Source organism: Thermosporothrix sp. COM3 (genome assembly GCF_059696735.1).
Genome location: NZ_AP019376.1, coordinates 7,044,885 through 7,066,862 on the forward strand (window position 1 = coordinate 7,044,885; position 21,978 = coordinate 7,066,862).

A 21,978-nucleotide genomic window follows, 5' to 3' on the forward strand; every position below is an offset into this window, starting at 1 on the left:
GCAAAGGATGATGTACAATCTTTCCAGCAAAAAATACAGTCAAGGTGCAATATTTTGGTGAAAAATGCTTGCAATCGCCGCTGACAGACCCTATACTTTGCCATATATGAGAGAGCATCGAAAACCGAGGCAGCGAGAATGGACCTTGCGATTTTCGTGCGTTCTTATGTATAGATGCAAAAGAGACAGCAAGGATCGGGCCCGATTATGAGTAATGATGCATTGTTTGTAACGCTCCGTTTACCCTCAACGCTAAGCGCATATAGTGGAGGGAAAAGTCAGATTTTTCTCAAAGCCGAGACGGTGCAGCAGTTGCTAGAACAACTTCGATTGCATCATCCGGCAATCTGGGAGTGCCTCTGCACCGAACAGGGACATGTGCGCGAGCATGTGCAGATCTTCGTGAATAATGAATTGATCAGTGGGGCCAGGGGTCTTCATATCCCACTCACACCCGGGCAAGAGGTGATTGTGCTCCCGGCGTTTAATGCATAAGCAAAAAGAGATGATCCGGGGCTTATCCTGTTGTGTGTTCGCCAGCCTCGTACTGGCGTGAATACAGGCAAAAATTCTCTATCAGGAATAATACATGAAAACAGGATTCTCCGAGGAGCCGGATGCCGAGAAGGGAAACGTCTCTCTTCAGCGTCAACCTGAGACGTCCGCTGTGCAACCTGCTCCCGGCTATTGGAGTGTCTTGCGCAACCGTAATTTTGCGCTGCTTTTCTGGGGACAGCTTATTTCGACGGCAGGAACGCAGATGCAGATTATTGCTGTCTCCTGGCAGGTCTATGAGTTGACTCATTCCGCTGTGGTGCTTGGAGCGATCGGGTTATTACAGGCTATTCCCAGGTTGCTCTTTTCGTTGCTTGGAGGCGTTTTCGCAGATCGATTTGACCGCCGAAAACTGCTGTTGCTGATTGAAGTGATGATGGCGCTTCTATCCGCTGTTCTGGCTGTTACTACTGCATTCAAAGTGATCAATATCTCGATTGTGTATGCGGTGGTTCTGATTTCTGCCTTTGTCTCGGCCTTTGAGTTCCCCGCCAGACAGGCAATGATTCCCACTTTGGTGCCCCGTTCTCAGATAGCTAGCGCTGTCTCGTTAAGCATGGTTGTGATGCAACTGACGGTCGTTATTGGTTCTGCTGCGGGCGGCTATGTGCTTGGACAGCTTGGCGTTGTGGCGACCTACTGGATTGATGTGTTCTCCTATGCAGTGGTAATTGGTTCGCTGCTCTTGTTGGTTGTACCGGCTGTCGAGCGCAAGCTCCAGGAGCAATCGAGTATTGCTGCGTTGCGAGATGGTCTGCGCTATCTGTGGCAGCAGCCGATCATTCTGGGCGTGCTGACTATTGACTTCTTCGCTACCTTTCTGGGCTCTCCAAAGGCTCTGTACCCGGTGTATGCGAACGATATTCTGCATGTGGGCGCTCAAGGATTGGGGGTTCTGGTTGCCGCTACCTCGATTGGCGCGATTGTTCTGACACCCTTTACCGGGCTGATTCAACGCATTCGGCGGCAGGGACTGGGCGTTTTTCTGGCGGTGCTTGTCTGGGGCCTGTGCATTATCCTGTTCGGGATATTACCTGGACCGCTCTGGCTCTCTGTGCTGTTTCTAGCGGGTGCAGGGGCTGCGGATATGGTTAGTATGATTCTACGCGGGTTGATTGTGCAGTTAACCACTCCTGACGAGTATCGCGGGCGTATCAATGCGGTGAATGCAATGTTTGTGATTGGTGGGCCGATGTTAGGACAATTCGAGTCCGGTATGGTGGCCGGGCTGGCTACTCCTCAAATTTCAGTGGTCAGTGGCGGCATCGGGTGTATGCTTGCAACGGTGCTTGTTGCTGTTTTTGTGCCCTCACTTTTGAAGATAAAGGCAAAATAACGGGCTACTCACGTAACTTTGTATTCTTGTGTAAAAGAGACAGAAAGTACTTATGGGCCAATAGTTGCAAAAGTGCTAATATTTGTGGCATAATCATGGAAAATAGGATAAATGTTTGTGATGATGAGGAGGAAGAAGATGTTCTATGCTGGCAAAGGTTTGTAGTTGTGCGATTGTTGGTCTGGATGGCGCCCTTATCGAGGTAGAGGTTGACGTTGCGCAAGGGCTTGCAGGCTTCTCCATTGTTGGGCTTCCAGACGCCGCGGTCAATGAGGCGAAGGAACGTGTTCGTGCTGCCATTAAGAACAGCGGCTGTCTCTTTCCTGTCAGACGTATCACCGTGAATCTGGCCCCTGCCGATTTGCGCAAAGAAGGGCCATCCTTTGATTTACCTATCGCGATCGCGATCCTGCTGGCTGCGGGACAGATCACGCAGCGCCAGATAATCGAGGAAAGTCTATTCCTGGGCGAGCTCTCGTTGGATGGGTCTGTGAAGCATACAACCGGGGTTCTCCCGATGGTGGCGCTGGCCCGCGAGATGAATATTAAGGCAGTGTTTGTCCCTGCAACAGATGCAATGGAGGCCTCGCTTGTCGATGGAGTTGCTGTCTTTCCTGTCCGCACACTGGCTGAACTTGTCGCCCACTTAAACGGCGAACAGTATATTGAGCAATATAAACGTGATCCAGATCTCTTCTCTGTACTGGAAAAACAGGACTTCTCGATCGATATGGCCGCGATCCGTGGGCAGGAACATGTCAAGCGGGCACTTGAGGTGGCGGCCAGTGGTGGTCATAATATTCTGATGAGTGGTCCCCCGGGAGCCGGGAAAACGCTGCTCGCACGCTCGCTTCCCTCTATTCTCCCTCGTATGCGGATCGAGGAGGCGTTAGACGTGACCCGGGTTTATAGCGTGAGTGGGTTATTGCCCCCCGGGATACCTTTAATCATGCAGCGTCCGTTTCGGGCTCCACACCACACAGTAAGCCATGCGGGACTTGTTGGCGGGGGACGGATACCGCGCCCTGGTGAGATCAGCCTTGCTCATCGTGGGATTCTCTTTCTTGATGAACTGCCAGAGTTTGCACAAGTTGCGCTTGAATCCCTGCGACAGCCGCTGGAAGACAAGATTGTGACGATTTCACGGGCAAACGGGACCTTCTCCTATCCAGCAAACTTTATGCTGGTAGCGGCCATGAATCCCTGTCCCTGTGGCTTTCTAACCGATCCTGCACATGAATGTACTTGTTCGCAAACGTCAATAGGCCGGTATCAGAAACGCCTCAGTGGTCCGCTGCTCGATCGTTTTGATATTCATATCGAGGTGCCACGTGTTGATTATGAGAAGCTGGCTGATAAGCGGAAGATTGAGGATTCTGCTGCAATTCGAGCTCGTGTTCAGGAGGCCCGTGAGAGGCAGGAACAGCGTTTTCGGGGCACTGCACTTACCTGCAACGCAGAGATGGGGCCTTCAGAGGTAAGCCGATTTTGTCAGGTAGACTCCGCAGGCGAAAGCCTGCTGAAAGGAGCGATGCAGCAGCTTCACCTTTCAGCGCGGGCCTTTCACCGCATTTTGAAGCTCGCGTTAACAATTGCTGATCTGGCAGGCAGTGATGTGATTGCGGCGCAGCATCTGGCGGAGGCAATTCAGTACAGGCCGAAAGTTGGTCTGTAGAAGTATTGGTTGATGAGGGAGGGGAACCGTGGATACTGTCCTTGAAACGTTGCGCTCTGTGTTCGCCTATGCGGATTTTCTGCCGGGACAGCGTGATATCATTGAGCACGTTTTGTGCGGTCGTGACGCATTAGCCGTGATGCCAACCGGGGGCGGGAAGTCATTGACCTATCAGCTACCGGCTCTGTTGTTGCCAGGCGTTACCATCGTTATTTCTCCTCTGGTTGCCTTGATGCAGGACCAGGTGATGCGGCTGAACGAACAGCACATCGCAGCAACCTGTGTGAATGGACTGCTCAACGAACAGGAACGTGAGACGAGGCTACAACTCGTGTTGCGGGGTGAGATCAAGCTGCTGTACCTTGCGCCTGAGCGGGTGGTAATGCAGAAATTTCTTCAATTGCTGGACCGGATTGAGCAGCGTGTGGGGCTCTCGTTGCTGGCTGTGGACGAAGCGCACTGTATCAGCCAGTGGGGACATGATTTTCGGCCAGAATATCGCCAGCTCTGGCGCTTACGCGAACGATACCCGCGTCTCCCTGTACTGGCACTGACCGCTTCAGCTACGAAGCAGGTGCGGCAGGATATCGTCGAGCAACTGAGATTGATACATCCATATATTCATATCGCAAGTTTTAATCGCCCAAATTTGCAGTACGAGGTTCGCCCGAAGACGCTGAATGTGTATCCAGAGATGCTGGAACTGCTCCGGCAACACACCGCTGAATCCATTATCATCTATTGTGCCACTCGCAAAGCGGTGGATGAGCTAAGCCAGCGCTTACGTCAGGATCAGATCAATGCCTTGCCCTACCACGCCGGTATGGAAGCGGAAGTGCGGCAGAAGCATCAGGAACTCTTTATCAGCGATCAGGTGCGGGTGCTGGTGGCAACGATTGCTTTTGGCATGGGCATTGCCAAGCCTGATGTGCGGATGGTGATTCACTACGACCTTCCTGCTAATCTGGAGAGCTACTATCAGGAGTCAGGACGTGCCGGACGCGATGGCCTCCCAGCCCATTGCCTCATCTTTTTCTCGAAGAGCGACCGCTACAAGATTGAGTATCGGATTTCACAGCTTCATGACATGCAGGCTCGTCGGTTTGCTCGCTACCAGTTGCGCAAAATGCTTACCTATTGTGAAAGTCACACTTGCCGTCGTCAGATTATTCTGCACTATTTCGGTGAGACCGGGCTTCAGGGGCCCTGTGCTGCCTGTGATAACTGTCTGCACCCTATGGAGATGGAAGACCGCACGCTCGATGCTCAAACTCTGTTAACCTGCGTACAGGAAACCGGTGAGCATTTTGGCCTCTCCCATTTGATCCATATTCTCTGTGGCGTAGAGGATCAGAGAGTGCGGGCCTACAATCACCATCAGCTTCGTTCGTATGGCGCTGGCAAGCAGCTTTCTCCTGATGAGTGGTTCTATCTTGGACGAGAGTTGCTGTTTGAGGGCGTGCTTGAAGAAAAAGAAGACGGCTTTCCTGTCATCCTGTTGAATGAGCGCTCACGTGAAGTGCTCCGGGGGAATGCTTCTGTGTTGATCGCAAAGCAGCAAAAGCTCCCGGATGCCCGGCTCGATCCTCTGCAAGAGGAGGAGACACGCCTGTTCGAGTTTCTGCGCCATTTTCGTAAACAGGTTGCGAGTGCCTATGAGGTAGCTCCATACAAGATTTTCTCGGATGTGAGTCTGAAGGCGATGGCACAGCAGCGCCCACAGCATGCCGAAGCATTTGCGCGCATTCCCGGGGCAAGCGACTATAGCATAGAGCGATATGCATGCAGCTTTATTGCAGCGATCCGCATGTATTGCCGCAAGCATAATGTCTTTCTGGAAACCGATTGGCATCCTAGTACAGCGCTTGTTGAGTTGGTCAAGCAGCCCATATATCAACAGGTCCTACTACTTCATCAAAAGGGGTATAGCCCCGAGTGTATTGCGGCCTATAAACGCACTAATGTTTCGCGTGTGATCTTCTGGCTGGTAGCATTAATCGAAGCCGGAGAGCCGGTTGACATTTCTAAACTGGTGATACCAGAACGCTATGAACGTATTGCGGAAGTGCTGGCGTTTGTTGGTGAAGAGCGTCTGGAAGTGGTTTCGAGAGTGCTTGGCCAGAAGTATTCGTATTATGAGATTTGCCTTGTGCGGGCGGTTGAACGAAGCCGCTGTGTGAAGTCTCCCGACTAATGCTCGGGAACTGGTCCTTGACTTGAGCAGGGCCAGAGTAGAGGCTGCTTGCCATCAACTCATGAAACAGTGAAGACTACTTCTTTTGTTGTGTGGCTTTGGCGACGTTTTGGAAGGGGGCTTGCGAGCTCCCTTCTTTTCTATTCAAGCTGGTTGTACTCTTGAAAGTACGGGAAGCATATGGTATGCTCTTTCATAGACTTCATTTTACAGGAGGTGTATGAATGGTAACTGTCAAATTGGCGCTTGTAGGTGTGAGCGGCGTGGAGATGCCAGCCTGAGTACACATGGCTCCTTGAGTCGAAAGTGAATAAAACAAGTACGCGCTTTTTTGAGCTTTTCAAAAGGCGTTGATTCTTTTCCCCCAATTGTATTTATCACTGCACACTTCTCTTGACCACGTGTCTCTCTTCGGCTGCTTCGTGTTGCCGTGGTCAGGATCTTCCCACATCCATTAACTCTTTTCCTGCCCACTGCACGTCGTTCTGTTCCACTGAGCAAAGAGTGCAAGTTCTCTATGCTGCTCAAGAAAGGAGGATAGGTATGCCCTTTTTGACTTTTTCTTGCGGGAAACAAAAACATATGGTGTTTTTAAGGAGAATGGCGTGTTCTATAACGATTACGAAGACGATTTTTTCGAGGAGTCGCAACCTCGCTTTCAACCCATGAAGCGGCGGGCAACCAAATCGAAGCCCAAACCAGAGAAGAAAGAAAGCTATGAAACCAGCCAGGACGTACAGCACTGGTTGAAGTTACAGGAGAAAGAGGCAAGCCGCGCAAAGGAGTTCCACCCGACGCGGCTCGATAAGCGGCGTGATGGTGCCTGGTTGCAGTCTTCGCTCTCCCAGTTCTATGAGGAAGATCTGATTACAGATGTGCTTTATGTGGCGAAAAGCGGGAAGGAAGCAACCGTTTTTTGCTGCACCGCACATCCCTCGACACAGGCCGAATTACTGGCCGCAAAGGTCTATCGTCCGCGCATGTTCCGTAGTCTACGCAATGACGCTATCTATCGTATGAACCGTGTGGTTGTCGATGAGTTCAAACAGGCAATGCATGACTCTCGGGCCAAGCGAGTGATGTCCAGAAAGAACACACAGGCGCGAGCATTGCAGGTTGCAAGCTGGATCGCCTATGAGTATGAAACACAGCGTCTTCTCTATGAAGCCGGAGCAGATGTGCCAAAACCCTACTCGCAGATCGGTAATGCCGTCTTGATGGAGTATGTTGGCAATCTGGAGCGTCAGGCCCCGCTTCTGCGCGAGGTACGTCTGGAGCGGGAGGAGGTGCGGCCCCTCTTTCAGAGGCTCTTGCGGAACATTGAGCTGTTTCTGTCCTGCAACCGGGTGCATGGTGATCTTTCAGAATACAATGTTTTGTACTGGAATGGCCGGATCTCGGTAATTGATTTCGCTCAAGCTGTTGACCCACGGCATGGGGAAGAAGTGTTCTCTCTGCTCTTACGAGATGTTGAGCGTGTGTGTCAGTTCTTTGCACGCTATGGTGTTGAAGCTGACGCCTACGCTCACGCTACGCAGATGTGGGCAGAGTATGTCGGTCCGATAGGCTAGCATCTGAGGCAGGGAGGTTGTTCGTGCCTCCCTGCTCATTTTTAGATGTCCAGTGTTTCATAGAAGGCCCGTTCTCGATGTTCCAGTAACGGCATTGCCTCCTGTGTGACAAAGCGTTCAAAATGAGATGAGTTGACATGGGCTTCGTACTCATCCGCGCTCACATATTTCTCATACAGAAAGAACAGGCAGGGATCGCGGACGGAGCGATGAACTCGATATTCCAGACACCCTTCTTCTTTGCGCGAGAGTGGCACGAATTGCCGGAGTATATTCAGGATAGCCTCTTCCTGACCGGTTTTCGCTTTCCAGTAGGCGGTGATGATATAGGACATCGCGCTTTGATCCTCCTTCTCTGGTAGGGCTAGAACGAAGCAGCTTTCATATTCATTATCGGATTGTGGGAAAAATGAATTGTAGAGATAGAGCGAACATGGTACAATCAGGCGGAAATGTGTCTCAAGGAGGAGCATACGCATGGTGGAAGCCGCTTCGTCGTCCAGACCTCTTATCATCCTCAACCCGGCTGCGAATCGAGGGCGGATGGAGTATCATCGGTCACTGGTGCGTCGTCGTATCGAGGCCGATCAGGCTGATATTGCATATATTGAAACCGCGAAGGTTGGAGAGGCTCGGGAATTTGCCAGGCAGGCAGCACGAGAAGGACGTCCAATTGTGATTGTCGGCGGTGATGGCTCTCTGAATGAAGTGGTGAACGGTATTCTGACAAGCGGGCGTGTGGTTCCATTAGGGATTGTGCCTGCTGGTTCGGGCAATGATTATGCTTGCAATACGCTTGGTCTTCCGCGTGATCCTGAGGCCGCTTTAGAGCGAGCTTTGAACGGAAGTCCTCTTGCTGTGGATGCCGGGATTGTAAACGGGCGCTATTTTATCAATGCTTTCAGTGTTGGTCTGGATGCTGATATTGCGAGAGCGGCGGAGATTTTGAAGAGGTATCCTTTAATGAGCGGGGCACGGCTCTATTATACAGCCACCCTGAAGCAGCTCCTCTTTGCGTATCATCGGTGCCCTCGGTTGACGTTCTCGCTGGATGCTGAGACTGCACACGTGGAGCAACAGTATGTGTTGCTGGCCATCTCAAATGGGCCGACATATGGGGCTGGTTTTCGGATCAATCCGCGGGCAGATCATACTGACGGCTATTTTGATGTATGTGCCATTCTCTACACACCGCTGCTTCGAGCGCTGCGACTGTTACCGCGTGTGAAACAGGGCAGGCATGAGGGCTTGAGAGAGGCCCTGTTCTATCGGGCACGGACTGTACAGATTGAGGCGCGGGGCCCTGTTCACTTGCAGATAGATGGCGAGATCGCCTCAGCAGCCCATATAGAGGCGTCTATTCTGCCTGCTGCCTTGCAGGTACGCGTTTAAGTGCCCTGATGGTATGGGCTGCTCGGGCAGAGCGGTGCTAGCGTGCACTGTTCACAATGTGGCTTGCGGGCTTCACAGATGGCGCGACCATGAAATATCAGTAAATGGGACAGGTCCAGCCAATCCTGCTGTGGAATAATCTGCATTAGCTCGCGCTCCACTTTGACCGGATCAGTGTTGGTCGTCCAGCCAAGTCGACGCGAGATCCGCCCTACATGGGTATCGACGACAAAGCCTTCAACGATCCCGAAGGCATTTCCCAGGACGACATTTGCTGTTTTACGAGCAACGCCAGCCAGGCTGAGGAGCCCACTCATTGTTCGGGGGACCTCACCGCCAAACTCGGTGATGATGCGTTGACAGGCGGCACGAATATTTTTCGCTTTATTGCGATAGAAGCCAGTCGGGCGGATGTCCTGCTCCAGCTCTTCCTGACTGGCTGTCGCGTAATCTTCAACAGTACGGTATTTTTGAAAGAGCGTAGCTGTGACCTTATTTACTCGTTCATCGGTACATTGTGCGGAAAGCTGTGTCGCAACCAGTAATTCAAGAGGATTCGAGTAATTCAGGGAACAGCGGGCATCGGGGTAGAGCCGGCGCAGTTCTGCTATAATCTGGCGGACCTGTGCCGGTGTACCGGGTTCCAGTCTTGTTTCAACAACTTCCATAGAGCATCCCCACCGGGAAGGTGCTGTAGCACATGCTACAGTCCCTTGCCATAATGTTCTCGTTGCGCTCGAAGAAGCGCCCTGAGTGCATCTGCCTGCCCGCGATTCCATGCAGCAGAGCGCACATCGCGTCCGACAATAGGAAGAGTACTTTTGTCACGGATACGTGCGGCTCGTTCCCTCTGCATGATCTCGTGGACTAGCTGGCGATCGCTTAGCTTCCATCCTTGCCGTTTGGCCTGCTCTGCGAACCACATGACACGGGAAAAACCAGCGCGGTAGTCTTTCTCATCGGATGTTTTATTACGCATCGGGGTGTCTCGCATGGTGGTTGTGCCTCTCGTCCCTAAAGAATGTTGGCAGGTGAAATAAAGAAAAGTTACCACTCGATTATGTCAGAAAAATGGTTCAGGAGTCAAGCATAAAGTTCAGATTGAGAAGTATTTTAGAGCTAAAGTAGTATGCTGCCTGTGGAACTGTTCATGTCAGGGTCCATATACCGCAAAGAGCGGAGATAAAGGGAGGCCGGCAGCTTGTTTCAACTGAAAAAACGTTGATTCGTACATGTTTTAGGAAAGGCGTTACGCTTTTGTTGTACTGGACGAGCCATACGGATATACTGAGAGAAAGGAGACAGGCGCGTCTCCCAGACGGCTGAGAATCCGTGTAATCAATATATCGTCTTAGTAATGTTTACGCGAGTGTGGCAGGGCAGTTATAATCTCTGGTAAGTTGTCCCGGTAGCTCGCTCTCTCATAGACGAAACGCTGTGCGAGGGAAGGATACAGCACGTGGCTAATAAAAAAAGAAAATACATTGATACGCCTGATGAGCAGCAAGAACAGGCAAAGAAGAAACTGACTGAAGGTCTTTTTCGTAAAAGCAATCGTCCGACGAACTTCCGAGAGCTTGGAGAAAGCGCATTAAAGAATCTGCCGTCGAATATCTCGATGGTACAGAACCTGATGCGCACCATAAACTGGAAGAGCGCACAGGAAGAGGTGCTTCAGGGTCTGAACAACACTGTTGTCATTGTTGGAAAGCCGAATACCGGTAAGAGCACGTTGTTCAACAAGCTGAAGGGCCAGAATCTCTCTCCGGTCTCTTCGCAGGTTGGAACGACGAAATCACTGGTGCGGACGGACTTTGGCCCCTTTACGCTGGTCGATACGCCGGGTCATCTCCCCGATGTAATGGAGAGTGGTATGCAGCAGGCCAGTGTGATCGTGTTTTTGATTGATGCTTCCCGCGGTTTTCAGGAAGATGATCGGGAACTCTATTATGCTATCAAGAAGCTGAATAAGCCAACGATTGTCGCAGTGAACAAGGTTGATGCCTTGAAGAATGCCGAGGCGGGTGATCAGTTTGCAACCGAAGTTGCGGTCCTGCTCGGGGTTCCCGGCGTCATCCCCATTTCGGCGAAAAACGGCAATAATGTGGCCGAGGAACTGATTCCCGCCGTGATTGATGCAAGTCCTGAGGCAGCGCTGGCTATTGGGCGCGAGCTACCGGCGTATCGGCGCTCGGCAGCGCAACGGATTATCAGAAACTCGGCGCTCATCTCTCTGGCGGCTGGCGTTGAGCCGATCCCATTTGTGGATATTCCTATCTTGCTCGGAACACAGATTCGGCTGGTGCTTCGTCTGGCGGCACTCTATGGCGAGCCGATGGAGACCGAGGATGCGATGAAGCATGCGCGCGAGCTGATTATCACGATTGCTGGCGGTCTGGGATTCCGCTATCTGGCTCAGCAGGCGGCTAAACTGGTACCGTTTGGCGGCGATTTTGTGGCCGGGGCAATTGCAGGTGCGGCCACGTGGTCTATCGGTCAGGTCGCGCTTGAATACTACGAGAGTGGCAAGAAGGTTAAGCCCACGCGTTTACGTGAGCTCTATACCAGCTTTTTCCAGCGTTTTCGCAAAGAGAAGAAGGCGGAAGAGTTGCGTAAAGAGGCTGAACGGGAGCGGCTTGATGGCCAGAAAGACCCGATTGCGGCAATGGATGAAGCCCTCAGTCAGGAAAAACACGCTGAAGAAGCCTAGTATGAAAGGATGGCAGAGAGGAAAGAATGCTCTTCCCCTACGAGAAGTATCATACCATCAATGAGCCAATTATGGCCTATTATCCGCCCGGGGAGGAGGCGCAAGCCAGGCAGATTGTGCTGAAGCTTGAAAAGGCGGCCTCGCTTCTGGGCCGGTTGTTACAGCAACCGGTACCGGAATTCGAGGTCCTGCTGGTTGCGTCAGAAGACCTTGAGGCCGCTCCACGCGACGATATAGATGAAACGTCGTTACCTCATCCATATTGGACAGAGAGCACGACACCACCTACGATCGTTATTCCGCTGGAAATCGACCGTATTTTCGGTGAACTGACGGCGGAAAAGTTTTCTTTTATGCTCTATCACGCGGTCGCGTTGGCCTTTTTGATGGAAGATACGCGCCCGTGGCCGGAGGATACTCCTCTCTGGGCTGATGAGTGGCAGGTTACATTTGCCGCTTTATGGCTTTCACAACAACTCGATCATGTTCAGGGAACGGTGCAGAAAGATCTGTTTGAAGAGTATGAGGACGTTTTCGAGATAGAGCCGGATGGAAAGACACCTACTACGCTGCGTAGCTTCGATTGGTATGAGGATACGGACCCTGAAGATTATCTTGGCTTTCAGTTGATGCTAGAACAGTTTGCCGCCGACCTGTTGAGCGCCTATGGCCCGGAGATTCTCCCGCGTTTCCTCACACTCTATCGTGTTGAACGTGAACGCCTGCTGAGCGATGACGTGACATCTATGCTGGTTTCAGCGCTCGGGCCGAACAGTGAAGAATGGGTAGAGAAACTCCCATATTTTTAATTGTACGAACCATCGACGAGTGAAGGGGAACAGTCATGTTTACTCGTGTTGCTATTATTGGCCTGGGATTGATCGGGGGATCTATCGGGCTGGCTTTACGCAGGTCAGGAGCGGCATCTGAGGTTGTGGGCTATGATCTGGGAAAAGGGGTCAGTGATAATGCTCGCAGAATCGGGGCAATTGAACAGGCATATACGGCCCTCCCCGACGCGGTTCGAGGCGCGGATCTGGTCGTTCTGGCGACGCCTGTTGGAGCGATGCATGCGCTGTTACAGGACCTTGCCCCGGCTCTGACTCCCGGGACGGTTGTGACCGATGTCGCCAGTACAAAGAGGCAGGTTCTCGCCTGGGCTGAAAAGTTTCTTCCTTCTTCTGTGGCGTTTGTGGGTGGGCATCCGATGGCAGGGAAGGAACTGAGCGGCGTTGAGGCGGCAGATCCCGATCTCTTCTGTGGACGGGTGTACTGTCTGACGCCAACCGCACAGACGAATCCCGCCGCGTTAGAGATGGTCACTACCATGATTCGCGCCCTGGGTGCCCGCGTTCGCTTTCTGGATCCCGCTGAGCACGACAAGCAGGTTGCCTGTATCAGCCATCTGCCGTTTCTGGCATCGACGGCGCTGGTCCAGACCGTGGCGAATTCGCCTGCATGGGGAGAGATGGCGCTTCTGGCGTCTAGCGGCTTCCGAGATGTCACGCGACTGGCTGCCGGGAATTCCCAGATGTATCGAGATATTTGCCTGACCAATGGTGAAGCTATAGTGCAATGCCTGGATGATTATATTGAGACATTGCAGACGTTACGTTCTATGGTTGCTGCGGGCGATCGTACTATTGAGAATGTTTTTGTTGAAGCTCAACAGGAACGCCTGCGCTGGCAAGCATCGCATGATCAGGCTGAGCCCAATTGTGGCGGAAATGGAAAGAAAAGCTAAAATTTTTTCCGAAACCTATTGACAAGCCGCGACACTTCCGCTATACTGACGGTGCGTTAAGCGAATGCGACGTGTGGTGGCCGTAGCTCAATAGGCAGAGCTCTGGATTGTGGCTCCAGCGGTTGTGGGTTCGAGCCCCATCGGTCACCCCGACAATCTGACCTCACCTGCGAGGTCAGATTTTTTTTATCCTCTGATATTCCTCCATTTCTATGAGCATTGATGACAGTTTTGCGACAATTTCGCGATATCGTTGTGACATCTCACGAGTATAGTTATCACTGTCAGGATAAACAAAGAGAGAAATTAAGCGAGCACTGTTTTTATAAAGAACGATATAGGTGAAAGAGATGACGCAATATCATCAGGAATGGAGAGACCGGTTCGAGGCACCGGAACAACAGTACGAACGCCAGTATGTCGCGCAGCAGCAACAACAGGTGGTGCCGCCAGTACAGACCTATGTACCTATCTATACGGTCTCTACCCCTCGTGGCGAGAGCGAAACCCGCCTGCTGGCCGTGGGAAGCTATATGCTGGGTTGGTTCTCCGGGATCGTTTGCCTCTTCTTTGGTCACCGAAACCCATTCGTGCGTTTCCATGCGTTGCAGTCCACGTTGTTCTTTGGGCTGGCGACACTCTTTGATGTGGCCTTCGTGACGATGTTTGGCTTGTTCGATCGTTGGGATCTATTCCCGCGTGGTTTCCTGGGTGGATTCTATGCGTTAGCTCTATTCTTTACGTTCCTGATCGTCAATATGCTTGTCTTCATTGGCTGGATTGTTGGCATTGTTCAGGCTGCCCGAGGCGAGTATTATAAGTTCCCGGTCGTCGGAAATATCGCAGCAAAAGCCTCTTCCGACGGCGCAATAGCAGACGTCAAGTAGCCAGATAAAGCAGTAAGATAGAACCCTTTTTCGCTTGTGGTGTGTTCACGTGTGAAGAATGCTGTTCCCTTTGCGCCTCCATCAACAGGAAACAGCATTCTTCTTTTTCTCCCTCCGGATAAAAGAAACTCTCCCGATATTAGATATTATGGGAGAGTTGTTATGCGTAGTACTCAGTCTTCTAGTAGTATCTCCTGAAGCCGGAGACGGTCATTGTGGGTAAGCTGCATACATTGCTCAAAGTAGGTATCCAGTGTACCATAGCGCTGTTTGATTGCATTGAGCGTCATGATAAGATACTCACGCCGTACTTCCAGCATCGTGCCGATAAATTCAATGGTCTGCGGGTTGTTAAGGAGAGCGCCGAGCATGGTCAGCATTTTCTGATTGGCATCGCGTCGATAGACCGTACTGAGCTCATAGTCATCCAGAACAATGCTCTCCGGTACTCCAAGTGCCAGAAGCAGCAAGGCCGAGGCAAAGCCGGTACGATCCTTTCCGGCGGTACAGTGGTGAACCAGCGGATGGTTTGCCTGATCGAGTATAGTTTTGAAGAAGGTGGCAAAGGCCGGAATACAGGACTCTGTAATTGCCATTTCCACCGTCAGGTTCGACATAAAGTCGGTTGCGGAACCGAATTGACCTGACTCAGCCGCCTGAATGAATTTCACCATATCGAATGTGATGCCGGGTGAGTCTTGCAGGACTGGAACATGCACATAGCGGGTTCCATTCAGCGCTGGATCTGGTTTGCGACTGACCTCGATATCGGAACGGTGGTCATAAATCAACTGAAGGCCCGAGCGCAACAGGAACTGTTTGTCCTTTTCCGTAAGCTCAGCAAGCTCTTCCGACCGAAAGATGTGTCCCCACTTAACGCGGCGACCATCACGGGTCTTATAGCCACCAAGATCGCGAAAATTCGAGCAGCCTTCAAGCATCAGGCGGCGCTCTGCAATGGTGATTCCCTGCCCATTTTCTGGAACGAGACGGAAATAGATACGGGTGGTCGGGTCCGGGTCATCAATGACAATGGATGTGTTGCCGGTAATGTGTGTCAGCAAGGTTCCCTGTTGCTCGATATTGTCAGGGGATGTGCTCCAATAGAGGGAGAGCATCTCGGGGGCCGAGCACCAGGAAATGCGTAATTTCCCGTCTTCGGTGCGCTCTACCTCTGCTTCCATCTCTCGTGAGGTGCGGCGCGGAAGAGGTGAATTGGTGGAACAAACTCCTAACAGGAGAAAAAGGAACAGGAATGAACCTTTCGCAAGCGTGCTTTTCTTCATCTTTTTTCCTTGACTGATGATGTACGTGCTCAACCGGGCGGAAAGAGGTGAAGCCCTGCAAAGAGGGAATGTCTCTTGAAGGGAGAGGAAAATAAGCGAGTGGGAGCAGCATTTCTATACTACTCCCAACAAAAATGCTTCTTCGTTAGCGTCCGGAGCGGCTGTCACGCCAGCGGACCAGTCGTTTGATCGCATCGAAGTCCCAGGGGGCCTGCATGCCCAGGATGAGATGGGTGACGCCAGCCTCAACCAGAGCGTCTCTGGCTTCGTCGCTGTCGTTTGCTCCGGTTCCAGCACTGCGCTCAATTTCAGCAGGGTCTCGCCCAACCTCTTTGCACCAGTTGTCAAGCACTTCCATTTTATGCTTTAGCGTAGCGGCATCGCCAAATCCGTGCCACATCTGGGCATATTTGGCTGTTATGCGGAGTGTCTTTTTCTCACCACTGCCGCCAATCAGGATAGGAAGTGGTTGCTGAATCGGTTTGGGCACGTCAACTTCCCAGCGATGCAGAATGGTGGGGATGGCCTCTTCGAGCGCTTGCAGGCGGCTGCCCGCTGTTCCGAACTCATAGCCATATTCTGTATAGTCTCGTTCGAACCAGCCCGCGCCCAGCCCGAGAATCAGGCGCCCATTTGAGATATGGTCGACTGTCTTTGCCATATCTGCCAGTAGAGAAGGATTGCGATAGGTATTGCAGGTGACAAGACAACCAATTTTGGCGCGGGAAGTGAGGGTTGCCATTGCCGTGAGAAGTGTCCAACCCTCAAAGTGGTTGCCCTGGGGATCACCATAGAGAGGGAAGAAGTGATCCCAGTTCCAGATAGTATCAACACCAAGATCTTCGATACGACGTACCGCATCAGCATAGTCCTGGTATGTCGTATGTTGGGGCTGCATCTGAACCCCTACACGAATAGGATAAGGATACTTGGTCTGTAGTGTTGCCACGCCACGACATCCTTTCTCTGTTGTAAATTCAGGTGTGAAACACCTTCTTGATTGTAGGCACATTCTGTGTATGCTTGCAAGGTGTAGCATTTTGTTGACCGCCCGCAGCGGGTATGCTACACTGTTATAGATATATTGTCTCATTTGGAAAGAGCGAAGGCATGGAATTGAGAGGGAGTAAGAAAACGGTGACAACACAAGAGCCGGCGATTGTACTGGACAATGTGAGCATTGAACTGGGGGGACGCTCCATCCTGCGTGATATGAGTATGACTATCAATGCCGGGGAGTTTGTCGTTGTTCTGGGACCAAATGGAGCGGGGAAGAGTACGCTCTTGAAGCTGTTGCTCGGGCTTATCAAGCCTGCCGGTGGTACTGTTCGTGTGCTAGGACAGCAACCACGAACGGGCAACCGAGCCATTGGCTATGCTCCCCAGCATCGCACGCTTGAAGTCGAGCTGGCGTTGCGGGCGCGTGATCTGGTTGGGTTGGGGCTCGACGGGCATCGATGGGGAATCGGCTGGCCGAGCAAGCAGCGGGACGCAAAAGTCAACCAGGCGCTCAAAGAGGTTGATGCGTTGCGCTTTGCTGAAGCGCCCGTCGGTCAGCTCTCAGGTGGCGAGCAACAGCGTTTGCTCATTGCTCAGGCTCTCTTGAGTGATCCACAGCTATTGTTGCTTGACGAGCCGCTGTCCAATCTGGACATTGCTCATCAACAGGAAATTGTGTCGGTTGTGGCCGAGGTCAGTCGGGCGCGTAACGTCACCGTCCTGCTGGTGGCTCATGATATTAACCCGCTGCTCCCGGTGGTGGATCGCGTTATTTACATCGCAAATGGTCAGAGCATGATTGGGAAGCCAGACGAAGTGATTACCTCTGAGCAGTTGAGCAGGCTGTATGGAGTGCCTGTTGAGGTTGTGCATGCGCTGGATCGAATCTTTGTTGTTGGCGCTGAGATTTAAGCAAGAATAAAGCTGCTGCTGTGCGCTATAATGAAGAAAACAAAACTCTCAGCCTCGCTGACAAGTCGCTATTTCGCTTGTCATGGTGAGGCTATTTTTCGGGGGAAAGGATCTACCCATGCAGGGCATGAAGCGTGAGTTTATTCGTTGGGGCATTCTTGGGACCGCTCAGATCAGCATTCGCGCTGTTGCTCCAGCTATCCAGGCCTCGACGAATGGACGGCTGGTAGCTGTTGCAAGCCGAGATCCGCAGAAGGCAGCAGATCTCTACTCGTTTGTTCCCGGCCTTCGTATCTATGCCGATTATCAGGAACTGTTAGATGATCCCGCCATTGATGCGGTCTATATCCCATTGCCGAACAGCCTGCACGCCGAGTGGGCGATCAAAGCCGCTGAAGCGGGCAAGCATGTGCTCTGTGAAAAGCCGCTCGCGGTCACGGTTGAGGAAGCAAAAGAAATGATAGAGGCGGCCGAGGAGCACAATGTCTTGCTGATGGAAGCGTTTATGTATCGTTTTCATCCACAGATCCAGTGGGCGCTGAAGCAGATCCATGCTGGAGAAATCGGCCAGATCAAGCTGGTACGAGCCTCATTTACTATTGATATTCGCGATGAGCCAGAGAATATTCGCCTGAAGCCAGAGCTAGCAGGTGGTTCGCTGGTTGATCTCGGGTGCTATGCGGTGAACCTCTGTCATGCCGTCTATGGGCAGGCTCCGCGCTCAGTCAGCGCTCGGGTGCACGTTGTGAAACCGGGCGGTGTTGATCTGGCGATGGCGGCCATTCTGGACTATGGTGAAGGGCGCTACGGCTTGATCGATTCGGGTTTTGAAGGGCCAAGACGTCAGAGTGTCGAAATTGTAGGCGATCTCGGGACACTGACTATTCCGGTGCCGTTCGCGATCCGCAATATGGAAGGCATTGTTTTTGCCATGAAAAACGGGCAAATGGCGGAGCGTAATTTCCCGATGGTTGATCAGTATCAGCTACAGGTTGAGCACTTTGCTGAATGTGTGTTGACCGGGAAGGAGCCAGAGCGTAGCCTGAGTGAATCGCTTGAGAACCTCGCGACAATTGAGGCTATCTATGAGGCCGCAGGTCACGATTGGCCGATACTCTAGGCGTTTTGTGTGCAAAGGATAGGAACAATTGCTGTTTCCTTTCCTCTTTTTTTATTCATCCGTTGTGATTTCTGTTGCTTGTATGTGCTCTGGAGCTGTCTGCATGACAGTTGAGGGACATAGATATTTGTCGCTTTTTGTAGTATAGTGAATGTTACTGAAGGCCGTGTCTGCTTAAACAGGTATTCTGCTGAATGTCAAGCAAGGGAGACTGCTTATGGATGCTATACTCGGGCGATATCAAGCGCGTGTGGAAGAGCGAGGGATGGTCCTTCGTCATGCGTCAGGGCTGAGTTTTGATCTGACTGCTGAAGAGAGTCTGGCGCTGCTTGATTTCCTCAGTGCCTATCGACAGACGCTCTACGAACTTCAGGAGAAACAGAAAAAAGAGACCGAGCCACGCCTGAAGCGCATTCGGCTTGAACCACAGAAGGAATAAACCCCGGAGGCATATGGACTGTTTAACAGTCCATATGTTTTGGGCTTTAGAATGAGAGATGCCGGATCTTCGAGTAGTAGAGACGAAGCACGGATGAGAGCGAATCAGCAATACTGACCCGGGAATTGATCGCATAGATGTGGCGTGCCCCCCAGTACAGACTGCGGTGAGAGTCCTGCGCGGTCAGGGCGCCTCCTTCTGTTCGGAGCCTGTTCAACATGGCTATCTGCTGCTCGATTTTGCTTTCGGTATCGATCAGCAGGACCGCGATTTCCGGATTGAAATCAGCAGCCCTATGGAGGAACAATTGCAGGTCAGCGCTCGTAATTTTGGATGGGCTCCCCGATTTACACTCCACCATTACGCGAATGCCATCAACAAAGGCAACGACGTCCAGATCACCACCATCGGCAACGTCTTTCAGAGCAACGCCGTGCCGGGCGGGAACCTGTAACCATGTGCGGAACCATTCCGCGACATACCATTCGAGGGTAGGGCCCAGATTATCGATATGCTGATAATAGGGGTTTTTATGCCAGCATGTCCCGTCATAAAGCAGAAGTTGATGCTCGGTCATAAAATCCAGGTATTTCTTCAGCTTGGGCTCGCTGCTACAGATGCGTTTAAGGTCTACCAACGTACAGGAACGATGAAAGAAAACATGGCGCAGAATTTTGCGGAATGTATTGTCACCAAATGCCTGATAGAAGGCGGCCTGGCGTCCTGATGGATGGCCGTTCTCATAGGAGGTGCCGCGCAGCCGAATGACCCTGGAATCAGTGTACATCGACTTATAGCGGATCAGATGCCATCCCTGACGGCGTAACATGAGTTCAAACTGATCGTGGTTGAGCTCTTGTTCATATGGTAGATTGTGTGTTGAGAAGTTCACCTTTTGCTTCCTGTTTGCCAACGAAACCAGCTACTGTCCGAGCATTCTGGCTTATCTCGTTGCGATCTGCTGAACGGTTGCAGGACGGATCAGAAAGGAAGTGTGGGCCTCATCCCTCTTGTATGGAAGCGTTCTCAGCACTTTTTAGCTGCGCCCTCCTCACTCTGAGTGATGTCGTCGCCACAACCTCCATTCTCTTCCAAAAACCGTGTGATTCGAGATAAAACCAGCGTTGTTTACAACCTCATTCGTGAAAGAATGACACCTGTATTGAGACCGACGGTATGGAGCCCGCCGAAGAAGCGAGCATGCTCCATTTTGATACACCGGTCCTGTACAAAGAGCAATCCGGCTTCTCGGGCTCGGGCTCCAACCTCATCGTTGCGGATGCCGAGCTGTAGCCAGAGCACTTTTGCGCCAATCTTGATCGCCTCTTCTGCGATAGGCGGTGTGTCGGCGGCTTTTCTGAAGACATCGACGATTTCAATCGTTTCGCCTGCCGCTTTGGCTTCGCTTAACGACGCATAGACCTTTTTCCCTAAAATAGTTTGCCCGGCATAGCGGGGATTAATCAACACAATATTGTAGCCCTCGGCCTTCATGTAGATGGCTACAAAGTGGCTTGGCCGATACTGGTCAGCCGAGACGCCAACAATCGCGATATTGCGGTACTGCTGAAGTAGCTTCAGACGTGCATACATGTCGAGCGTCGAGGATTCCGATATAGCCTGTGTATTCTGGCTCACTCGCGTACTCCTTCGTCTGAGATAGTTCGGGTGACGGGATGCTGTGTCTTGCCGGTCGCTTTGTGAAGCGCCTGGTCCAGATCCCAGAGAATGTCGCTGATGTCTTCGATTCCAATCGAGAGACGAATCAGGTCTGGCGTGACACCCCCTGCAAGCTGATCCTCCTCGGAGAGCTGCTGATGGGTGGTGCTGGCCGGGTGAATGATCAGGCTGCGTGCATCACCAACGTTTGCCAGGTGAGAGAAGAGCTTTACATTGTTGATGACCTCTTTGCCTGCCTCGTAGCCGCCTTTGACACCAAAGGTGAAGATTGCGCCTGCGCCTTTTGGCAGGTAGCGTTGTGCCAGCTCATACGATGGATCATCAGGTAGGCCCGGGTAACGCACCCAACTCACGGCAGGATGCTCATGCAGGAATTGAGCAACCTGTAAGGCATTCTGGCAGTGGCGATCCATGCGCAAGGAAAGGGTTTCCAGTCCTTGCAGGAGCATAAATGAGTTAAATGGGCTCAGGCTTGGGCCTGCATCGCGGACGGTTTCGCAGCGGGCCTTCATCACAAAGCAGAAATCGCCAAAGGTTTCATAGAAGCGCACGCCGTGGTAGCCGGGCGAGGGATCAACGATATGCGGGAATTTCCCATTGTCCCAGGGGAAACGCCCGTTTTCGACGATAACACCCGCGATAGAGGTGCCATGTCCGCCAATAAACTTGGTGGCTGAATGGACAATGATATCCGCGCCATAGGTGAATGGGCGGCAGAGATAGGGGGTCGCAAAGGTGTTGTCGACGATGAGCGGCACGCCAGCTTCATGGGCGATTGTGGCCACAGCCTCGATATCGAGGACATCGCCCCGAGGATTGCCGATGGTTTCGCCATAGAGGGCGCGAGTGCGTGGCGTGATCGCGCGGCGGTAGTTTTCCGGATCGGTGCTGTCGACGAAGACAGTGTTGATGCCCCAGGTGCGCAGCATAATATCAAACTGTGTGTGCGTTCCGCCATAGAGGCTGCTGGAAGCGATGAGCTCATCTCCGGGACGGAGCAGCGTCATCATGGTGACCATCTGCGCGGCCATTCCCGAGGCGGTTGCGACTGCTCCGGTGCCACCTTCCAGCGCCGCGATACGCTCTTCAAAGACCGCCGTTGTCGGGTTCATGATGCGTGTGTAAATATTGCCGAAGCGTTGCAGAGCAAAGAGATGCGCGGCATGATCGGTGTCATCAAAGACATATGATGTTGTCTGATAGATTGGAACTGCACGCGCTCCTGTTGCCGGATCCGGGCGCTGGCCTGCATGAACGGCCAGTGTATCAAAACCAAAGATATGATCTCCATCAATTTCGGGCATGGTTTCTGGTGCTCCTTTTGTGATGATACCTTGTCAGTAATCGTATCATATTTTATTCGAGATCAAAACGCTATTCTTTTTTGAAGGCCTGCGCCAGGCTGTATGGATTACCTGGGAATGTGTTATAGTAAAGAAGCAGGTTATTGTGGGTATGGAGGCAGTGCGGGAAAGAAT

General features: G+C 52.1%; 21 protein-coding genes and 1 tRNA gene. 14 read left to right on the forward strand and 8 right to left on the reverse strand.

Annotation, left to right across the window (positions count from 1 at the left end):
* Positions 1–207 precede the first annotated feature (207 nt).
* The 5 genes from KTH_RS30115 to KTH_RS30135 all read left to right on the forward strand — a co-directional run bounded on the left by KTH_RS30115 (position 208) and on the right by KTH_RS30135 (position 7,331).
* Positions 208–495, forward strand: a complete 288-nt coding sequence (locus KTH_RS30115; RefSeq protein ID WP_170142575.1) for a MoaD/ThiS family protein — start codon at positions 208–210, stop codon at positions 493–495.
* Positions 496–589: 94 nt separating this feature from the next.
* Positions 590–1,891, forward strand: a complete 1,302-nt coding sequence (locus KTH_RS30120) for an MFS transporter (RefSeq protein ID WP_497622559.1) — start codon at positions 590–592, stop codon at positions 1,889–1,891.
* 145 nt (positions 1,892–2,036) lie between these two features.
* Positions 2,037–3,566 carry a YifB family Mg chelatase-like AAA ATPase gene (locus KTH_RS30125; RefSeq protein ID WP_497622561.1) on the forward strand — a complete coding sequence of 510 codons (1,530 nt, stop codon included), beginning with the start codon at positions 2,037–2,039 and terminating at the stop codon, positions 3,564–3,566.
* A gap of 28 nt (positions 3,567–3,594) precedes the next feature.
* Positions 3,595–5,760 (forward strand): DNA helicase RecQ, encoded by a 2,166-nt coding sequence (gene recQ / locus KTH_RS30130; protein WP_497622563.1) that lies wholly within the window; start codon positions 3,595–3,597, stop codon positions 5,758–5,760.
* A gap of 605 nt (positions 5,761–6,365) precedes the next feature.
* Positions 6,366–7,331 (forward strand): RIO1 family regulatory kinase/ATPase domain-containing protein, encoded by a 966-nt coding sequence (locus KTH_RS30135; protein ID WP_497622565.1) that lies wholly within the window; start codon positions 6,366–6,368, stop codon positions 7,329–7,331.
* A 41-nt stretch (positions 7,332–7,372) separates the two neighbouring features.
* On the opposite strand, the gene KTH_RS30140 is transcribed toward KTH_RS30135, so the two are convergent.
* Positions 7,373–7,666, reverse strand: coding sequence for a putative quinol monooxygenase (locus KTH_RS30140; protein ID WP_170142576.1), 294 nt, complete (start codon positions 7,664–7,666; stop codon positions 7,373–7,375).
* Positions 7,667–7,808: 142 nt separating this feature from the next.
* Here KTH_RS30140 and KTH_RS30145 point away from each other — a divergent pair, with 142 nt between their 5' ends.
* On the forward strand, positions 7,809–8,723 hold the full coding sequence (locus tag KTH_RS30145) for a diacylglycerol/lipid kinase family protein (RefSeq protein ID WP_497622568.1): 915 nt from the start codon (positions 7,809–7,811) through the stop codon (positions 8,721–8,723).
* Here the strand turns inward: KTH_RS30145 and nth are convergent.
* Together nth and KTH_RS30155 are read right to left on the reverse strand one after the other, a co-directional pair.
* On the reverse strand, positions 8,720–9,391 hold the full coding sequence (gene nth, locus KTH_RS30150; RefSeq protein ID WP_497622570.1) for an endonuclease III: 672 nt from the start codon (positions 9,389–9,391) through the stop codon (positions 8,720–8,722). The two genes, KTH_RS30145 and nth, sit on opposite strands and share 4 nt — an antisense overlap.
* 35 nt (positions 9,392–9,426) lie before the next feature.
* Positions 9,427–9,702, reverse strand: a complete 276-nt coding sequence (locus KTH_RS30155) for a hypothetical protein (RefSeq protein WP_211326146.1) — start codon at positions 9,700–9,702, stop codon at positions 9,427–9,429.
* Positions 9,703–10,182: 480 nt separating this feature from the next.
* On the opposite strand from KTH_RS30155, the gene KTH_RS30160 reads away from it, so the two are divergent.
* The 5 genes from KTH_RS30160 (at position 10,183) to KTH_RS30180 (ending at position 14,064) form a co-directional block, all read left to right on the forward strand.
* The gene (locus KTH_RS30160) at positions 10,183–11,433 is read left to right on the forward strand and encodes a GTPase (protein ID WP_497622572.1); all 1,251 of its coding nucleotides are present in this window, start codon (positions 10,183–10,185) and stop codon (positions 11,431–11,433) included.
* A gap of 26 nt (positions 11,434–11,459) precedes the next feature.
* On the forward strand, positions 11,460–12,242 hold the full coding sequence (locus KTH_RS30165; protein WP_497622574.1) for a hypothetical protein: 783 nt from the start codon (positions 11,460–11,462) through the stop codon (positions 12,240–12,242).
* A 35-nt stretch (positions 12,243–12,277) separates the two neighbouring features.
* Entirely contained in the window at positions 12,278–13,177 is a 900-nt protein-coding gene (locus KTH_RS30170) for a prephenate dehydrogenase (protein WP_497622576.1), read from the forward strand.
* Positions 13,178–13,253: 76 nt separating this feature from the next.
* Positions 13,254–13,326: transfer RNA gene (locus KTH_RS30175), tRNA-His, on the forward strand.
* A gap of 201 nt (positions 13,327–13,527) precedes the next feature.
* Positions 13,528–14,064: a DUF4870 domain-containing protein gene (locus tag KTH_RS30180; RefSeq protein WP_137686233.1), complete on the forward strand. Its 537-nt coding sequence runs from the start codon at positions 13,528–13,530 to the stop codon at positions 14,062–14,064.
* 173 nt (positions 14,065–14,237) lie between these two features.
* Here the strand turns inward: KTH_RS30180 and KTH_RS30185 are convergent, their stop codons facing one another.
* Together KTH_RS30185 and KTH_RS30190 are read right to left on the reverse strand one after the other, a co-directional pair.
* Entirely contained in the window at positions 14,238–15,350 is a 1,113-nt protein-coding gene (locus KTH_RS30185; RefSeq protein ID WP_111322395.1) for a tyrosine-protein phosphatase, read from the reverse strand.
* A gap of 145 nt (positions 15,351–15,495) precedes the next feature.
* A complete protein-coding gene (locus tag KTH_RS30190) occupies positions 15,496–16,299 on the reverse strand; it encodes an LLM class F420-dependent oxidoreductase (RefSeq protein WP_246046367.1) in 804 nt (267 codons plus the stop codon).
* Positions 16,300–16,487: 188 nt separating this feature from the next.
* Between KTH_RS30190 and KTH_RS30195 the strand changes: the two genes are divergently transcribed.
* The 3 genes from KTH_RS30195 (at position 16,488) to KTH_RS30205 (ending at position 18,820) form a co-directional block, all read left to right on the forward strand.
* Entirely contained in the window at positions 16,488–17,261 is a 774-nt protein-coding gene (locus tag KTH_RS30195; protein WP_111322657.1) for a metal ABC transporter ATP-binding protein, read from the forward strand.
* Positions 17,262–17,379: 118 nt separating this feature from the next.
* A complete protein-coding gene (locus KTH_RS30200; protein ID WP_170142577.1) occupies positions 17,380–18,381 on the forward strand; it encodes a Gfo/Idh/MocA family protein in 1,002 nt (333 codons plus the stop codon).
* A gap of 217 nt (positions 18,382–18,598) precedes the next feature.
* Complete coding sequence (locus tag KTH_RS30205) at positions 18,599–18,820, forward strand: hypothetical protein (protein ID WP_111322401.1); 222 nt, start codon at positions 18,599–18,601, stop codon at positions 18,818–18,820.
* Positions 18,821–18,866: 46 nt separating this feature from the next.
* Here the strand turns inward: KTH_RS30205 and KTH_RS30210 are convergent, their stop codons facing one another.
* The 3 genes from KTH_RS30210 to KTH_RS30220 form a co-directional block, all read right to left on the reverse strand.
* A complete protein-coding gene (locus KTH_RS30210; protein WP_111322403.1) occupies positions 18,867–19,712 on the reverse strand; it encodes a hypothetical protein in 846 nt (281 codons plus the stop codon).
* 236 nt (positions 19,713–19,948) lie between these two features.
* Positions 19,949–20,413, reverse strand: coding sequence for a CoA-binding protein (locus tag KTH_RS30215; protein WP_111322659.1), 465 nt, complete (start codon positions 20,411–20,413; stop codon positions 19,949–19,951).
* A gap of 41 nt (positions 20,414–20,454) precedes the next feature.
* Positions 20,455–21,804, reverse strand: a complete 1,350-nt coding sequence (locus KTH_RS30220; protein ID WP_111322405.1) for an O-acetylhomoserine aminocarboxypropyltransferase — start codon at positions 21,802–21,804, stop codon at positions 20,455–20,457.
* Positions 21,805–21,978 lie beyond the last annotated feature (174 nt).

What these genes read in the sequence shown, in the direction of transcription:
- KTH_RS30115 (WP_170142575.1), top strand. Translation starts at nt 208, where the DNA reads ATGAGTAATGATGCATTGTTTGTAACGCTCCGTTTACCCTCAACGCTA.
- KTH_RS30120 (WP_497622559.1), top strand. Translation starts at nt 590, where the DNA reads ATGAAAACAGGATTCTCCGAGGAGCCGGATGCCGAGAAGGGAAACGTC.
- KTH_RS30125 (WP_497622561.1), top strand. Translation starts at nt 2,037, where the DNA reads ATGCTGGCAAAGGTTTGTAGTTGTGCGATTGTTGGTCTGGATGGCGCC.
- KTH_RS30140 (WP_170142576.1), bottom strand. Translation starts at nt 7,666, where the DNA reads ATGTCCTATATCATCACCGCCTACTGGAAAGCGAAAACCGGTCAGGAA.
- KTH_RS30145 (WP_497622568.1), top strand. Translation starts at nt 7,809, where the DNA reads ATGGTGGAAGCCGCTTCGTCGTCCAGACCTCTTATCATCCTCAACCCG.
- nth (WP_497622570.1), bottom strand. Translation starts at nt 9,391, where the DNA reads ATGGAAGTTGTTGAAACAAGACTGGAACCCGGTACACCGGCACAGGTC.
- KTH_RS30155 (WP_211326146.1), bottom strand. Translation starts at nt 9,702, where the DNA reads ATGCGTAATAAAACATCCGATGAGAAAGACTACCGCGCTGGTTTTTCC.
- KTH_RS30165 (WP_497622574.1), top strand. Translation starts at nt 11,460, where the DNA reads ATGCTCTTCCCCTACGAGAAGTATCATACCATCAATGAGCCAATTATG.
- KTH_RS30170 (WP_497622576.1), top strand. Translation starts at nt 12,278, where the DNA reads ATGTTTACTCGTGTTGCTATTATTGGCCTGGGATTGATCGGGGGATCT.
- KTH_RS30180 (WP_137686233.1), top strand. Translation starts at nt 13,528, where the DNA reads ATGACGCAATATCATCAGGAATGGAGAGACCGGTTCGAGGCACCGGAA.
- KTH_RS30185 (WP_111322395.1), bottom strand. Translation starts at nt 15,350, where the DNA reads ATGAAGAAAAGCACGCTTGCGAAAGGTTCATTCCTGTTCCTTTTTCTC.
- KTH_RS30200 (WP_170142577.1), top strand. Translation starts at nt 17,380, where the DNA reads ATGCAGGGCATGAAGCGTGAGTTTATTCGTTGGGGCATTCTTGGGACC.
- KTH_RS30205 (WP_111322401.1), top strand. Translation starts at nt 18,599, where the DNA reads ATGGATGCTATACTCGGGCGATATCAAGCGCGTGTGGAAGAGCGAGGG.
- KTH_RS30215 (WP_111322659.1), bottom strand. Translation starts at nt 20,413, where the DNA reads ATGTATGCACGTCTGAAGCTACTTCAGCAGTACCGCAATATCGCGATT.
- KTH_RS30220 (WP_111322405.1), bottom strand. Translation starts at nt 21,804, where the DNA reads ATGCCCGAAATTGATGGAGATCATATCTTTGGTTTTGATACACTGGCC.